Annotated in this window: 14 protein-coding genes; 5 read left to right on the top strand and 9 right to left on the bottom strand. The window is 58.3% G+C overall.

Going from position 1 to position 15,483, the window contains the following annotated elements; translation table 11 throughout:
* From HMPREF1986_RS00155 to HMPREF1986_RS00135, 5 genes are all read left to right on the top strand, one after another.
* The coding region (locus HMPREF1986_RS00155) for a transposase (protein ID WP_021772673.1) at nucleotides 1–328 on the top strand (328 nt) is incomplete at its 5' end.
* A 47-nt stretch (nucleotides 329–375) separates the two neighbouring features.
* The gene (locus HMPREF1986_RS00150) at nucleotides 376–882 is read left to right on the top strand and encodes a hypothetical protein (RefSeq protein WP_021772672.1); all 507 of its coding nucleotides are present in this window, start codon (nucleotides 376–378) and stop codon (nucleotides 880–882) included.
* 209 nt (nucleotides 883–1,091) lie between these two features.
* Nucleotides 1,092–1,673 (top strand): manganese efflux pump MntP, encoded by a 582-nt coding sequence (locus HMPREF1986_RS00145; protein WP_036598508.1) that lies wholly within the window; start codon nucleotides 1,092–1,094, stop codon nucleotides 1,671–1,673.
* A 134-nt stretch (nucleotides 1,674–1,807) separates the two neighbouring features.
* On the top strand, nucleotides 1,808–3,226 hold the full coding sequence (locus tag HMPREF1986_RS00140) for an amidophosphoribosyltransferase (RefSeq protein WP_021772670.1): 1,419 nt from the start codon (nucleotides 1,808–1,810) through the stop codon (nucleotides 3,224–3,226).
* Entirely contained in the window at nucleotides 3,223–4,440 is a 1,218-nt protein-coding gene (locus tag HMPREF1986_RS00135) for an A/G-specific adenine glycosylase (RefSeq protein ID WP_021772669.1), read from the top strand. Before HMPREF1986_RS00140 ends, HMPREF1986_RS00135 begins: the two co-directional genes overlap by 4 nt.
* 40 nt (nucleotides 4,441–4,480) lie before the next feature.
* Here HMPREF1986_RS00135 and HMPREF1986_RS00130 read toward each other — a convergent pair whose 3' ends face one another.
* The 9 genes from HMPREF1986_RS00130 to HMPREF1986_RS00085 all read right to left on the bottom strand — a co-directional run bounded on the left by HMPREF1986_RS00130 (nucleotide 4,481) and on the right by HMPREF1986_RS00085 (nucleotide 15,468).
* The gene (locus tag HMPREF1986_RS00130; protein ID WP_009215569.1) at nucleotides 4,481–4,894 is read right to left on the bottom strand and encodes a hypothetical protein; all 414 of its coding nucleotides are present in this window, start codon (nucleotides 4,892–4,894) and stop codon (nucleotides 4,481–4,483) included.
* Nucleotides 4,895–5,194: 300 nt separating this feature from the next.
* A complete protein-coding gene (locus HMPREF1986_RS00125) occupies nucleotides 5,195–6,166 on the bottom strand; it encodes an amino acid kinase family protein (protein WP_021772668.1) in 972 nt (323 codons plus the stop codon).
* Between the two features lie 9 nt (nucleotides 6,167–6,175).
* On the bottom strand, nucleotides 6,176–9,379 hold the full coding sequence (gene carB, locus HMPREF1986_RS00120) for a carbamoyl-phosphate synthase large subunit (protein WP_021772667.1): 3,204 nt from the start codon (nucleotides 9,377–9,379) through the stop codon (nucleotides 6,176–6,178).
* Nucleotides 9,369–10,487 carry a carbamoyl phosphate synthase small subunit gene (locus tag HMPREF1986_RS00115; protein WP_021772666.1) on the bottom strand — a complete coding sequence of 373 codons (1,119 nt, stop codon included), beginning with the start codon at nucleotides 10,485–10,487 and terminating at the stop codon, nucleotides 9,369–9,371. The genes carB and HMPREF1986_RS00115 overlap by 11 nt, the downstream gene beginning before the upstream one ends.
* A 273-nt stretch (nucleotides 10,488–10,760) precedes the next feature.
* On the bottom strand, nucleotides 10,761–11,591 hold the full coding sequence (gene dapF / locus HMPREF1986_RS00105) for a diaminopimelate epimerase (RefSeq protein WP_021772664.1): 831 nt from the start codon (nucleotides 11,589–11,591) through the stop codon (nucleotides 10,761–10,763).
* 52 nt (nucleotides 11,592–11,643) lie between these two features.
* A complete protein-coding gene (locus HMPREF1986_RS00100; RefSeq protein WP_021772663.1) occupies nucleotides 11,644–13,059 on the bottom strand; it encodes an ABC transporter substrate-binding protein in 1,416 nt (471 codons plus the stop codon).
* Nucleotides 13,046–14,575, bottom strand: a complete 1,530-nt coding sequence (locus tag HMPREF1986_RS00095; protein WP_021772662.1) for a D-alanyl-D-alanine carboxypeptidase family protein — start codon at nucleotides 14,573–14,575, stop codon at nucleotides 13,046–13,048. The genes HMPREF1986_RS00100 and HMPREF1986_RS00095 overlap by 14 nt, the downstream gene beginning before the upstream one ends.
* Nucleotides 14,576–14,586: 11 nt before the next feature.
* The gene (locus tag HMPREF1986_RS00090) at nucleotides 14,587–14,976 is read right to left on the bottom strand and encodes a hypothetical protein (RefSeq protein ID WP_021772661.1); all 390 of its coding nucleotides are present in this window, start codon (nucleotides 14,974–14,976) and stop codon (nucleotides 14,587–14,589) included.
* Nucleotides 14,977–15,468, bottom strand: coding sequence for a VanZ family protein (locus HMPREF1986_RS00085; RefSeq protein ID WP_021772660.1), 492 nt, complete (start codon nucleotides 15,466–15,468; stop codon nucleotides 14,977–14,979). It abuts the gene before it with no gap.
* Nucleotides 15,469–15,483 lie beyond the last annotated feature (15 nt).

Raw genomic sequence — 15,483 nt, 5'->3', positions numbered from 1 at the left:
CACTCCTGTTACAACTATAGTATATCACAACAGTTTTGATTTCGCCGCAGTCAGCGGTAAATCAATGACCGTCAATGCCAACCGGGTACAGATTCATGCGTTGGCATACAACCTGTTCAACTGGTTCCGCCGGATTGCACTCCCCATATCTATGCGTAAGCAGAGGGTGGACACAATTCGATTGAAACTGCTGAAGATCGCCGCAAGGGTGGTCCACTCAGCAAGATATATAACATTCAAGCTGTGCAGCAGCTGCCCTTATCAGCAGGAGTTCTTCGAGACTCTCGCCAATATCAGGAAACTGCAGGCCAATCCACAGCTGGAATAGCAACAGTAGCGTGCAGCCTTGCTGCGAAAATGAACTTTTTCATCTGAATGAAACGTCAGAATCGCTGCAAAGGGAATACTGTACCCTTTGCGGTGGCCAGATGTCCATTTCTGTATTCAGATGTCAGAGTTCACATAACTTTCGGGCGAGTTGCGGTAAAACTAATCGCCGTGAATAATTCAGGTTTTATCTATGCCTCAGCATCCGAACAAAAAAGGGATCTGGATCGGCAGTTATTTTACCTCCGTCTCGATGACGGAAGACTGGCAGAGGTCTCGACAGGAATTGGAGATCCCTCCTATGGGAAGGAGGATCTGTATCTCTCCGTTCAATTTTTCAAAGAATACGAGTCCAATTTTTACAATAAATACCGAATTACGCATCACAAAAATACCTGCATCCTTCAGGGACATTTCAAAACTCCTTTTATCCTCCGGAATGGGAAATTCAAGCCCCTGCTCCCGCCCCGGACAGATCTCTATGGGTTTGAGGAAGTCATCTTTCTGAAGAAATGGAGTCTGGAACGAGGAGTCGAAGATGTTATTCTTGACTAACCAAGCAGCTCCATGCCAGAATGTCCCTGTTGTGAGGGAGTAGCATACGCGCTGCGCAGCAAGTCAACATACTGGCTGGATGGCCTGGCTTGCTTTAAAATGCGAGACTCATGTACACCTATGCTGTACATGAATCGAAGAAAAACAGGATTTCGAAACAGGTACGGCAGCCGCTGTACCTGTTTTTATTATCGGGAGAATTCAATTCCATGGAGCCTTTATTTTTACTAAACAGCGCAGCCCTCGGGGCGGGCCTCAGCGCAGACGCCTTCTCCGTTTCTCTGGCAAACGGTATGAACGAACCCGGGATGTCCGCAAGGAGGATGAACACCGTGGCCGCAGTCTACGCCTTCTTCCAGTTTCTCATGCCCCTTCTCGGCTGGCTTTTCGTCCGGAGCGTCGCGGGGATCTTCCTCTCCTTTCAGAGGCTGATCCCATGGATCGCCCTTTCCCTGCTCCTCTATCTGGGCGGAAAAACGCTCCTTGGAGCCTTTCTCCCGAGGTCGGAGGAGGCAGATGCCGCGGAAAAGCTGAGCGGAAGCGAGCTCATATTACAGGGCATCGCCACCTCTATCGATGCGCTCTCCGTCGGCTTCACCTCCGCAGCCTACAGCATAGGCTCCGCCCTTCTCTCCTCTCTCATCATCTCCGCCATCACCTATCTCTTATGCTCCTTCGGAATCCGGGTCGGGCGGAAATTCGGGACCGCCCTCTCCCGGGGCTCCTCCGTCCTCGGAGGCCTGATCCTCATTCTGATCGGACTGGAGATCTTCCTCTCCGCCTCCTCCTGAAAAAGCCCCGGAAGGACCAAAGGCGAATAAAACGGCGGATATGGCGCGGAGAATGCGAAATGCCTTCCGCTGTAAAAATCCGTAAATTATGCTATGATTAGGCCCGGGCTAAGCATAACGGGAAAGGAGAGCTCATGGGCGGTTTTTTTGCGGCGGCGCTGAAGGAAGACTGTATCTTCGATCTTTTCTTCGGGACGGATTATCATTCTCATCTTGGCACCAGGCGGGGCGGTCTCGCGGCCTTTGACAGGAAGGACGGCTTCTGTCGCTCGATCCATGATATCGGAAATTCTCCCTTCCGGACGAAATTTTCCGCGGAGCTGAACGAGATGAGGGGAAATCTCGGGATCGGCTGCATCTCCGACTATGATCCCCAGCCTCTCCTTCTCCGCTCCCAGCATGGGAGCTACGCCATCGCGGCCATCGGAAAGATCAATAATCAGGAGGAGCTCCTCCGGGAGATCTGCCGGGAAAACCGCCTGCACTTCTTCGAGATGACAAGCGGAGAGATCAATCAGACGGAGCTCGTAGCGGCCCTCATCAATCAAAGGGATCATCTCGTGGAGGGGATACGCTATGCGCAGGAGAGGATCGACGGCTCCATGTCGATTCTCATCCTCACGAAAAAGGGCATCTATGCGGCGAGGGACTTATACGGCCGGACACCTGTCATCCTCGGCCGGAAGAAGGAGGGCTTCTGCGCCTCCTTCGAGTCCTTCGCCTATTTGAATCTCGGCTACCGGGACTACCGGGAGATGGGTCCGGGGGAGATTTCCGTCATAACGCCGGAGGGCGTCACCGTTCTCGCAAAGCCGGGGAAAAGGATGAAAATATGCAGCTTTCTCTGGATCTACTACGGCTACCCCTCCTCAAAATATGAGGGGGTCTCTGTCGAGGCGATGCGCTGCCGCTGCGGGGCCATGCTGGCGAAGCGGGACAGAATGAGCCGGGAGGACGCAGACATCGTCGCCGGCGTCCCGGACTCCGGGACAGCGCATGCGATCGGCTACGCCAACGCCTCCGGCATTCCCTTCTCCCGCCCCCTGATAAAGTACACTCCCACCTGGCCCCGCTCCTTCATGCCTCCCACTCAGAAAAAGCGGGAGCTCATCGCGAGGATGAAGCTCATCCCGGTGAAGGATCTCATCGAGGGGAGGCGCATCCTTCTGATCGACGACTCCATCGTCCGCGGCACCCAACTCCGGGAGACGGGGCAGTATCTGTTTGAGACCGGGGCGAGGGAGATCCACGCCCGCCCCGCCTGTCCGCCTCTCCTCTTCGGCTGCAAATACCTGGGCTTCTCCCGCTCCGGCTCTGAGCTTGAGATGATCGCAAGACGGGTGATCCGTGAGGAGGAGGGAGATGCGGCAGAGGAGAGCGTCCTGAAGGACTATGCGAATCCGGACAGCGAGCGCTTCCGGATGATGCAGAAAAGGATCTGCGAGAAAATGCATTTTACGAGCCTTCGCTATAACCGCCTGGACGATACGCTCGCCGCAGTCGGAATCCCGGCGGAGAAACTCTGCACTTATTGCTGGAACGGAGAGGAATGAAGGAGAGTACAGCCTTTACTGTCCCTCAGAAAGAGGGGGAGAAGAGCTTGCCGGAAAAGAGCAGCGGGTTTTTTAAAGAGGGAGAGGCGGGAAGCGGAGAAGAGATCGGAAAGGATATCTTCTCTTCCCTCCTTCTCCGCTGGTTTTCCCTCCACGGCCGGGATCTTCCGTGGAGAGAGGAGCCCAGTCCCTACCATGTCTGGCTCTCGGAGGTCATGCTCCAGCAGACCAGAGTGGAGGCCGTAAAGGGATATTACCGGCGCTTCCTCAGCTCTCTTCCGGATATCCCCGCCCTTGCGGCCGCGGAGGAGGAGCTCGTGCTGAAGCTCTGGGAGGGGCTTGGCTACTATTCGAGAGCCAGAAATCTCCAAAAGGGTGCGAGGCTTCTCGTTTCCCAATACGGCGGAAAGCTGCCGGAAAGCGCGGAGGAGCTCCGGAGGATTCCGGGAATCGGGGACTATACCGCCGCTGCCATCGCATCCATCGCCTTTAAGGAGAGGATCCCGGCGGTCGACGGGAATCTGCTCCGGATATTTTCACGTCTCACAGCCTGCGGGAGTTCTATGAAAAGCAGCGCGGCGAAGGAAAGGGCGCGGCTCTATTTTCTGGAGAGAATGCCGGATTCCCCGGCAAAGGAGCTCGTCTCAGAGGCCCGGGCACGCTATGGCTTCCTGCATGACAGCAAGGATTTTTCGGATCCCGGAAACTTCAACCAGGCCCTGATGGATCTCGGCTCCTCCGTCTGCCTGCCAAACGGCACGCCGCGCTGCGCCCTCTGCCCCCTGAACCGGCTTTGTGCTGCCCATAGGCTCTCCCGGGAGGAGGACTTTCCCGTCCGGGAGGAGAAAAAGCCGAGAAAGATCGAAAAGCTCACCGTTTTCCTCCTCCGAAGGGGCGGAAAAAGTGCTCTTCGGCGGCGCCCCGGGAGGGGACTCCTCGCGGGGCTCTATGAATTCCCGAACCTGAAGGGGCATCTCTCCGAAGAGGAGGCGCTCTCCTCTATGAAGGAGCTCGGCCTCCGGCCTCTTCATATCCGAAGTCTTCCGGCGGCAAGACATATTTTTACACACCGTGAATGGGATATGATCGGCTATGAGATCCGACTCGATGAGCTTTCCCCGGAGCAGGACAGCTTAATCTTCTACGAAAATGAGGAGATCGAGAAGAAGCTCTCGATCCCCTCGGCTTTTTCCGCCTTTTTGAAGGAGCTGTGAGCCGGAGCAGGCAGCGGGCGGGGAAGGGGAAAGCCCTCTCCTAGCCCGGCATCTCCTCCAGTCTTTTCAGGATACGGTCTCTGAAAATCTGTCTTCCCGTCTCCCTGAGCTCAAGGATGGTCACGGCCTCGGAATCCTTATAGCGAAGGATGTCCAGCGCCCAGAGGCTCTCATAGACCGGCTCGAAACTCAATCTGAAAGCGGAGTCCGACAGGAGATAACGCTTCAGGATATCCTCTCTCCCCTCCCTCTTATAGCGGGCGGCCAGAACATTCCGAAGCTGCGTGTCGCACCAGCTCCTGGTCTTATCCCTCGGCTCCCGCTTTCCGAGCACATCAATCGCATCCATCAAGCGAAAGCGCGGTCTGTTCTCCTCCTGAATCCCGAGCTCCTTTCCCGCGCTGTCTGTAATGAGGAGCGGGACTTCTTTATTCAGCAATGCCTTTACATCCATTCTCTTCCCATCCTTTCTTCCGACCTCAAAAATGCGGCCTTCCGCGGAGGCAGTATTTGATCGGGCCCGCGCCCATGATCCGCCTTCCCGCACGTGCAGCTCCCGTCGCAGTATTCTTATCCTTCCGCATGCTTAGTATAGCATATTTTTCCCCTTATAGAAGCTTTCCCGCCGCTTCCGCCTCACTTCACCGCACTCTTTCGGCCTATGCTCCCTCCCGCCTCACTTTGTCCGCGCTCTTTGGCCTATACTCTCTCCGTCTTCACTTTATCTGCGCTCTTGTCTATGCTCTCTCCCGCTTCACCTCGTCTCCGCCTTTTGCTCCACGGGCTTTTCCCAAAGGATCGTCGTTCCGGCAAGTCCCTCCAGCGCTTTTAATGCATTTTCTCTCTGACAGATAATTGCTCTTCTCCCCTCCCCGGATTCTGTAAATTCGATCGCGGCCTCAACCTTCGGCCCCATGGATCCCTCTCCGAATTCTCCGGCGGAGAGGAAGCGGCGGGCCGTCGCACTGTCCAGGCGGCGAAGCCCTTCCTCCTTCTCCGTACCGTAATGGAGAAAGAGCTCCGGCACTCCGGTGGAGAAAAGGAGAAGCTCCGCGTCCAGCTCTCTCGCAAGGAGCGAGGCCGCAAGATCCTTCTCTATAAGGGCCGCCGCGCCCCGGAGTCCCGCTCCCTGCGGCATGACGGGGATGCCGCCTCCCCCGGCCGAAATGACGATCTGTCCCGCGTCGAGAAGTGCCCTCACCGCATCGAGCTCGATGATCTCCCGGGGCTTCGGGGAGGGAACAAGCCTCTGGAAGGAACCGTCCGGGAGCGCCCTGACCTCATTGCCTCTCTCCTCCTCTTCCTCTGCCTCCTCCCGGGAGAGCCTCTTTCCGACCAGCTTTCCCGGGTGATAGAAGCTTTCGTCGTAGGGATCGACCCTCGTCTGCGTGAGAACGGTGCAGACAGGCCTCGCGGATCCCCTCCTCCAAAGCTCCGCGCGAAGGGCATTTTGAATATCATAGCCGATGAAGCCCTGACTCATCGCGGAGCAGACGGAGAGCGGCGTAGGGCAATAGCGCTCCGGATCACTGCGCCGAAGCTCCTTCATCGCCGTATGGATGAGTCCAAGCTGCGGGGAATTTGAGAATACGACCGCAAGCGCATATCCTCTTCCGGAGAGCTCCGCGAGCATCTTCGCGCTCTCCCGCACCTTGAGAAGCTGTTCCGGCAGCGTGCCCCCGAGATCCCTGTGTCCGAGCGCGACAACGATTCTTTTTCTGTCCATCTCTCCTCCTCAGAATGAAGCGATATCCACAAGGCTCAGCTCTTCGATCCTGCTCTCCAGAGCCTCTGCCAGTGCCCGGGCGGTATCGATCGCCGTCAGAACATAGACCCCCGTCTCCACAGCATTTCTCCGGATCTCGAAGCCGTCCCGGGATGCCCCGGCCCCATCTCCCGGGGTGTCAATGATGAGATCGAGCTCGTGACCGAGCACAAGGTCCAGGATATTCGGGGATTCCTGCTCCAGCTTCCGGACCATATGGCAGTCGATCCCCCCCTTTCTCAGAGCCTTCCAGCTTCCCCTCGTCGCAAAGATGCGGTAGCCCAGAGCGGCGAAGCGCCCTGCGATCGGGAGGATCTCTTCCTTATCCTCATCCCGCACTGTGATCACCATATTTTTATGCTTCGGGAGCCGGACCCCCGCCCCGCGGAAGGCCTTGTACAGGGCCTCATGGAAGTCTTTTGCGATGCCGAGACACTCCCCGGTCGACTTCATCTCCGGTCCGAGCGCGATATCCGCTCCCCGCAGCTTCTCAAAGGAAAAGACCGGCATCTTGACCGCGTAATAGCCTGTCTCCGGGAAAAGCCCCGGCCTATATCCCTGCTCATGCAGACTGTGCCCGCAGAGAATCCGCGCCGCGATCGAGACGATCGGGATCCCCGTGACCTTGGAGAGGTAGGGAACCGTCCTGGAGGAGCGGGGGTTCACCTCTATGACGTAGATCTCATCCTCTCTCGCGATGAACTGAATATTGATGAGCCCCCGCACGCAAAGAGCCCTGGCAAGCTTCTCCGTCGCCTCCAGGAGACGCTTCCTCGCGAGGGGGCGAAGGCCGCGGGGTGGATAGACGGAGATGGAATCCCCGGAGTGGATTCCGCTTCGCTCGATGTGCTCCATGATGCCCGGGATCAGGATCTCGCTCCCGTCATAGATCGCATCCACCTCCAGCTCCTTCCCCCGTACGTATTTATCTATGAGGATCGGATGCTCCTTCGCGCTTTCATCAATGGCGAGCATATATTCCTCAAGGTCAGAGTCGGAGATCGCGATCCGCATCCCCTGTCCTCCCAGGACATAGGAGGGGCGGAGCAGGACAGGATAACCGAGCTCGGAAGCGGCATGCTTTGCCTCCTCCATCGTGCGGACGCTCCTCCCCTCCGGGCGCCGGATCCCGTTTTTCTCGAGAATCTCATCGAAGAGCTCGCGGTCCTCGGCCCGGTCTACATCCTCCGGAGAGGTCCCGAGTATAGGGACTCCCATCTCCCTCAGAGCGCCCGTCAGAGAAATCGCAGTCTGCCCGCCGAACTGGACGACCGCGGCGTCCGGCTTCTCCAGCTCTACGATATTTCGGAGATCCTCGGGGCAGAGCGGTTCAAAGTAGAGCCTGTCCGAGATATCGAAATCCGTGGAGACGGTTTCCGGATTATTGTTTACGATGATGGTCTCCCAGCCCTCCCTGGAGAACGCGAAGCTGCAGTGGACCGAGCAATAGTCGAACTCAATCCCCTGCCCGATCCGTATGGGACCGGAGCCGAGGATCAGGACCCTTTTCTTCTCCGCCCGGTCCCGGCCCTCCCGTCCCGCTTCATCCTGTGAGCCATAGACAGAATAGTAATACGGCGTCTTCGCCGAAAACTCGGCTGCGCAGGTATCCACCATCTGAAAGGAGGCCAGGATCCCGAGCTTCCTCCGCATATCAAGGATCTCTCCCTCACTCTTCCCGCAAAGCTCCGCGATCACGCTGTCCGGAAAGCCCAGGCGCTTGGCCTCCAGGAGAAGCGCCCCCGAGAGCTCCTCCCCGAGCAGTCTCTCCTCCATCTCTGTGAGTCTCCTGAGCTTTCCGAGGAACCATAGATCGATCCCCGTGAGTTCATGGATCCTCTCAAGCCTCATGCCCCGGCGGATCGCCTCTGCGCAGACGAAGATCCTCCTCTCATCGACTCTTAAAAGGAGCTCCCCGAGCTCATACTCATCCAGCGCGCTGTAGTCATGGGAGCGAAGGCCCGAAAGATGCTGCTCCAGGGAGCGGATCGCCTTCATAAGCCCCGCCTCAAAGCACTGCGCGATCGCCATGACCTCTCCCGTCGCCTTCATCTGGGTCCCGAGAAGATGCTCCGCCGTCCGGAACTTGTCGAAGGGGAGTCTCGGCATCTTTACGACACAGTAGTCCAGGGCCGGCTCAAAGGAGGCGTAGCCCACTCCCGTGACCTCATTTCTGATCTCATCCAGCGTGTAGCCGAGCGCGAGCTTCGCCGATACCCTCGCGATGGGATAGCCCGTCGCCTTCGAGGCGAGCGCAGAGGAACGGGAGACGCGGGGATTGACCTCGATCACAAAGTAGCGAAAGCTCTCCGGATCCAGGGCGAACTGGACATTGCAGCCGCCCGTGATTCCAAGCTCTGTGACGATGCGGAGGGCGGAGCTCCTCAAAAGCTGGTATTCCCGGTCCGAAAGGGTCTGAGAGGGGGCGCAGACGATGGAATCCCCGGTGTGCACGCCGACCGGGTCGAGATTTTCCATATTGCAGATGCTGACCGCGTTTCCCGCACTGTCCCGCATGAGCTCGTACTCGATCTCCTTCCAGCCCGCGATGCTCTGCTCCACCAAAACCTCATGGACTCTGGAGAGGCGAAGACCGTTTTCCAGGATCTCCCTGCACTGCTCCCTCTCCTGCGCGATGCCTCCCCCGGAGCCCCCCAGGGTATAGGCCGGGCGGAGGACGACGGGATAGCCGATCTCTTCCGCCGCAAGGAGCCCCTCCGAGACGGAGCGGACGATTCTTGAGGGAGCGACCGGCTCCCCGATCCTCTCCATCGTCTCCTTAAAGAGCAGTCTGTCCTCCGCCTTTCGGATCGTGAGCTCTGTCGTGCCGATCAGGCGGACGGAATGGGCTTCCAGGAAGCCGGACTCCGACAGGGCGACCGCGAGATTAAGCCCGGCCTGTCCCCCGAGAGTCGGAAGGATAGAATCCGGTCTCTCCCTCTCGATGAGCTTCTCCACAACCTCCGTGCACAGCGGCTCGATATAGACATGGTCCGCGATCTCACGGTCCGTCATGATTGTCGCGGGATTCGAGTTCAGCAAAACGACCTCCACTCCCTCCTCCCGGAGCGAGCGGCAGGCCTGCGTGCCGGCGTAATCAAATTCCGCCGCCTGGCCGATCACGATCGGACCCGATCCGATGACAAGAACCTTCCGGATGCTTTTATCTCTCATGCCCTGCCTCCATCATATCCATAAAGCGGTCAAAAAGGAAAGCGGAATCTCCGGGCCCCGGGCACGCCTCCGGATGAAACTGAACGCTCAGGATTCTCTTTCTCAGATAGCGGAAGCCCTCATTGCTCCCGTCGTTCACATTCCGAAAAAGCTCTGCGGCGATCTCCGGATCCATGCTCTTGGCGTCCACCGCATAGCCATGGTTCTGCGAGCTGATGTAGACTCTCCCGCTCTCAATATCCTTTACGGGCTGATTGCCTCCCCGGTGCCCGTACTTCAGCCGGTAGGTCTTCGCGCCGACGGCCAGCGCCATGAGCTGATGGCCGAGGCAGATGGCAAAAATCGGGATCTCCGACTCATAGAGCCTTCGGACCTCCCCGATCAGCTCCCGTTCCTCCGCGGGATCTCCCGGGCCGTTCGAGAGAAGGATGCCGTCCGGCGCGGGGCGAAGGATGCTTTCCGCACGGGTCGCGGGCGGGTAGAGCGTCACATGGCAGCCTCGTTTTTGAAGGGAGCGAATCATGTTTTGCTTCGCCCCGAAGTCAAACAGCGCGACACGGAAGCGGGGTCTCTCCGCTGTCCACGCTCCCCCGTCCCCGGAGGGCGGATACTCGGAGATCTCCTTCCTCCCCGCTCTCCTTACCGCATCCCTCACCCGGTAGTCCCGGATCCTTCGAAGAAGCGCCTCCCGCTCCTCTCCTTCATACTGCCTCCCGCTGATGAGTCCGTTCATCGTCCCGTGCTCCCGGAGCTGCTTTATGACAGCCCTCGTGTCCAGCCCGCTGATCCCCGGAATATCGTATCGGATGAGGAAGTCGCGGAGATTTCCCTCAGAGCGCCAGTTGCTCTCAAGCTCCGAGAGCTCCCGGACGAGGAGGGCGGAGAGGAGGGGTCTTTCGGACTCCATATCCTCCCGGCAGACTCCGTAGTTCCCGATCAGAGGATAGCTCAGCACCACGGCCTGCCCTGTGTAGCTTGGATCTGTCACAAGCTCAAGATAACCGCTCATCGAGGTGTTGAACACGATCTCCGATATGAGCTCCCTCTCCGGCCCGATAAAGCATCCGTGAAACTCCGCGCCGTTCTCCAGTAAAAGATAGGCATCCATTGGACCTCCCTCCCAAATCTTAAAGCTCCCGCCCCGCACGGGGAAGGGGCCTGATACCAATTCTGCTTCTCCGCCGCTCTTCCTTTTGCTCTTCCTTTTGCTCTTCCTGCCGCTTATCCTGCCGCTTATCCTGCCACTTTGTCCTGCCGCTTTGTCCTTTCACCGGAGCAGACGGCGATAAAGCATCGCTCTTACGGAAGAGCGGCTCCTCCATTAGCAAAAACGCCCCGGCGAAGCCCCGCATCTTCGCGAAGCCCCGTCGGAGCGTCTCTTTCATCTCTTCCACTCGCCGCTGAAAACCTCCTCGGCCGGACCCGTCATATAGTAATGCCCGTCGGAACGCTCATAGCGGATCGTAAGATCTCCCCCGAGAAGGTGGAGCCTCACCTCATCAGAGAGCTTTCCGGACAGGATCCCCGCGGCGACGGCCGCCGTCGCGCCGGTCCCGCAGGCGAACGTCTCCCCGGAGCCCCTTTCATAGACCCGGAAATTAATCTCCGAAGGACTCAGCACCTCAATGAACTCGGAATTTACCCGCTCCGGAAACCTCTCATGCCGCTCGAAGGCCTCCCCGAGGCGGGAGAGATCGAGAGCGGATAGTCCCCTCTCTTTGAGCGCGGGATTGTCCTCCAGGAAGTAAACTGCGTGGGGATTTCCGACATCGATCCCGATAAAGGAAAGCGGCAGACCGGAGACCGTGATCCTCTCCGGAAGCTCGCTTGTGAGCCTGGCCTCCCCCATATCCACCGTCACCTCCCTCACCTTCCCGTCCTTAAGGAGGAGAGAAAGCTTCCGTATCCCGGATTTCGTATCGATCAGGACCTCCCTCCTCTCCTTCGGGATGAGGCCGTGCTCATAGAGATACTTCGCGGTGCAGCGAATGCCGTTTCCGCACATATTCCCCTCGGAACCGTCCTGATTGAACATATGCATATAAGCATCTGCCCTCCCGCTTCTTTCGATCAGAATGAGCCCGTCTCCCCCGACTCCGAAGTGCCGGTCGGAAATCTCTCTGGCGAGCTCCTCCGGCCGCTCCACCCTCTCCGAAAAGCAGTCGACATAGATGTAGTCATTGCCGCAGCCCTGCATCTTCGTAAATCTCATCTAAAGCTTTCTCCTTCCCGGGATCATCCGTGTCAAATTCCGCGCTTCCTGCCTAGAAGTGAAGCGAATCGATATTTCGAAATTCTCCCTGCTCCACACCGACGAAGAAGACCTGATCCCGAAGCGCGTTTCTCTCCTTATCGAAGCGAATCTCTCCGCTTAAGCCATGATAGTCGATATGGGAGAGCGCGCTTCTGAGCTTCTCCGGCTCCGTGCTCCCTGCCTTTTCCGCTGCATCGCAGAAGAGCATATAGCTGTCATAGGCGAGAAGCGCGGTATCCGTCACGGTATCGGAAAGGCCCTTGCCCCTCAGATACTCCCGGTAGCCGCGGATCGTTTCCCTCCGCCCGGACTCTGTCTCGGACTTCCCGGAGCCGGACTCTGCCTCTGTCTCGGACTTCCCGGAGCCGGACTCCGCTTCCGCCCCGGATTCCCCGGAACCGGCCTCTTTCTCTGTCTCGGAAGCGGTCTCGGATGCCGAGCTCCCGGACTCTGCCTCCGTTTCCCTCTCCCCGGACTCATCCTGCCCCTTCGTTTCGCTTCCCTCTCCGCCTTGCTCTGTCCCCTCCTCCTTCTCGTTTTCCTCCGGAAGGGGGCAGCTCAGGGAAAAGAAGCAGTCCTCCGCCGCTCCCTCCCCGTCCTGGAGAATAGAGGGAAGCTCCCAGGACGGCCCCGCCGCGATCGGGGCACTGAGTGAGAGGGAGGATGCGGCCTTTAAAATGCTTATCCCCGCTTTTTCGGAGGAGGGCGCGTAAACGAAGTCCGGATTCTGATCCTGCAGGGAGCCTAAGAGCTTCTTCAGCTCCTCTCCGTCCTCCGTGATCTCCCCCTCCCCGAAGGAGCTTTCCGCCGCGATTTTTCCTCCGAGCTCCAGGAAAGCACTCCGGAAGCATTCCGAAAGCGCGGCGGCGTCCGGATCGTCCTCCTGAGAGAGAATCGCAGCATTTCGGCAGCCCTTCCGATAGGCCTCATTGGCCATGGCCGTACCCTGCAGGAGGGAGGAGGCCGCGATCCGAAAAAGCCAGGGATCTTCCCTTGTCAGATAGGAGCAGAGAGAGCTTCCGTTTATCATCGGAATCTTCTGCTCCGAGAGCGCCGATCGAAGGAGAAGCGTCTCCTTCGTCCGGAAGCAGCCGAGGCAGGCCGCCGGTCTCTTCTCTTTTTCAAGGATTTCCTGCAGCGCCGCCGGATCGTTGGGATCTCTCTCCAAAAGCTCCAGCTCGTACTCCTCCCCGCCCAGCTTCAGCGTCCCTCGGGAGAGCTTTGCGTAGCGAATCGCTTCCAGCGCCTGCTGCCCTCCCTCCGAGCGGGGATCCTCGAAGACCACAAGCCGAAGGCTCTTCCTTCCGCCGCTTCCCGACGCTTTCTTACAGGAGGAAAGGAAGAGGGAGGAGAGGAGGAAGAGAAGGAAGAGGGAAAAGCCCGCTCTGCCTTTGTGCCGCCCATTCCGCTCCCTATCCGCTCTCATCCGCTTCTCCTCCCGCTTTGCCCGCGCTCTCTCCGCCGGAATTCTTCTCTTCTCCGAAGAAAACACCCGGGGCAGCTTCCTCCGCCCGGCGGACGGAGGAACCCTCTCCTCTTCGCTTCTCTTCCTTTCTTCTTGCCACAAGATTTCGAAACTCTTCCTCTGACAGCTTGAGCTCGGAAAGCCTCTGCCTTCTCCGCTCCTTCATCCGCTTGGAAAGCTTCCTATCATCATGAATTCCCTTCGCCGTGACCGCCGCCCCTCCCCCAAAGAGAAGGACGAGCGCCCCGATCAGGACGGAAAATCCGCTGATTGTCACGACGGCAACCGCGGCCTTCGTGCTGCTGGGCGCATTCTCGAAGAGAAGTCGAATGGAGGGATCCTTTTCGATGAAATACTCCCCGACGAGATGCTGCTCCAGAAAGTATTGGATTCTCGCGACGGCCTTCTCCGGGGCGTTCTTTGGCATATTGTACTGCAGCTGCCAGCTCATCCCCTCCTGGGAGGCTCCCCCCGGAAGAGAGACCAGCTGCTCCCCTTCGATATGGAGGTCACTGTCCCTGCAGTTCTCATCGACGATCGTATCCTTAAGAAGCTTCTCCCTGACTGCGGAGCGATCGAAGATCCCCTCCGCGAGCGGCTGGTTCTCCGTCTGCCCGAAGCCAAGGTCAAAGAGCGCACGGGTATCACTGTAGTGATACGGCGTCTTGTCTCCGAGCACGACCGCGATCAGACGCCGCTTTCCCGACTGCGCCAGCGTTAAGAGAGTATTTCCCGCGTCCTTGGTAAAGCCTGTCTTTCCCGCCACCACTCTCTCATCATAATAGGGCGAGTTTTGCAGGAGCATCTTGTGCTCCATATAGATTGTGATCCCCTCCGGATTCCTGCGGCAGCCCTTCAGGGTATAGCTCTTCTCCTTCTCGATGTCCAGAAAGCGCTTATCCCGAAACGCCGCCTGCCCGATCAGGGCCATGTCATGTGCCGTCGTATAGTGATCCTCCGAGAACAGCCCGGATGGATTGGAAAAATGCGTGCCGCTGCAGCCGAGCGCCGCGGCCTCCTCATTCATCATCTCCGCGAACTTCTCACGGGAGCCCGCCACATGCTCCGCGAGGGCATTCGCCGCCTCATTCGCGGACTTTAGGAGAAGGGCATGGAGGCAGTCGGAGACCGTCAGCACATCCCCCTCGTCGATCTGCGCGTTGGAGGAACCGTAATCCACATTGTAGACCGCGTCGTGGGAGAAGCTGACCTGATCCTCGAGATTTGCGTGCTTCAGCACGACGAGGGCCGTCATGACCTTGGTGATGCTCGCGGGGTACATCCGCTGCTCCCCGTTCTTCTCAAAGAGCATCGCCCCCGTATCCGCATCCATCAAAGCGGCGGAGACCGCCGTGAGATCGGCGGAGGGCCAGCTGAGCTCCGCATAGGAGGACAGGAGAAAGCAGGGCCCCCAAAGCTCCAGGAGGAGACAGATGAGGAGGGCCGCTATGCGTTTTCCGATCCGCCGGATTCTCATAATTCCGCTGCCTAGCCGATCAGCCGAAGTCCGAGGAGGACAGCGGCGAGCCAGAAAAGGAGGAGAAGCACAGAGATAAGAGCGGCGATCCGGATGGGGAGAAGGTTTCCCCTTCTCCGGGAAAGCGCCGGGAGAAAAAGTCCCAGGCATTCCAGGGCGAAAAGAATCGCCGAAAGCCCCAGTGCTCCGAGAAAGAGCGGCCCCTCTCCCCTCCTCCCCGCGGCGAAAAGCACGGAAATGACTGTGAGCAGAAAGGAAACCGCCATAGAGGCGAGTGCAAGCCATGTGCCGGCCGCAAGCTTCTTTCGGATATAATTGTAGCGCCGTCCCTCCGTAAAAACCTCCTTATCTTTCGCCTCTCCCGAGAAAGGAAAGGGCCTTCCCTGTCCTTCTATCCCCATCTAGGCCTGGTCCTCCCGGGATGTCCACAGTCTCCGAAGCTCCCGCAGTCTCTGTACCAGCTGAAAGAGCAGATAACCGAGAAAGGCCCCGAAGCTGTTCAGAATCAGATCGTCCACATCACAGCTCCCCGCCCGGAGCAAAAGCTGCGCGGCCTCGATCGAGAAAGAGAGCAGATAGGCGGAGATCACAGTATTGTACCAGTGCCTCCGGCACCTCCTGGAGAAAATCGGCAGGATGAATCCAAGCGGCAGAAAGCCGAGGATATTGCCCCAGAGATTCAAAAGCACACCGAAAAAGCCGATCTGCCTCCCGTGGAGAAGATAGCGCCGGATCTCCCGAAAGGGCACCAGGTTATAGGTATAATCCGGCTTTACCAGCACCCCCCTCTCCTGCATCTCCGAAAAAAACATGAGGTAGAACAGAAGGCTCAGATAAAGGACAAAGAGCAGAAGTCCGAGCCAGCGATTTCTCGTCATCCGCTTCTCCCGCATCTTCCCTCCTCTCTT

The organism is Oribacterium sp. oral taxon 078 str. F0263, assembly GCF_000469565.1.
Lineage (GTDB): Bacteria > Bacillota > Clostridia > Lachnospirales > Lachnospiraceae > Oribacterium.
This window is presented reverse-complemented; position numbering and strand designations above follow the sequence as displayed.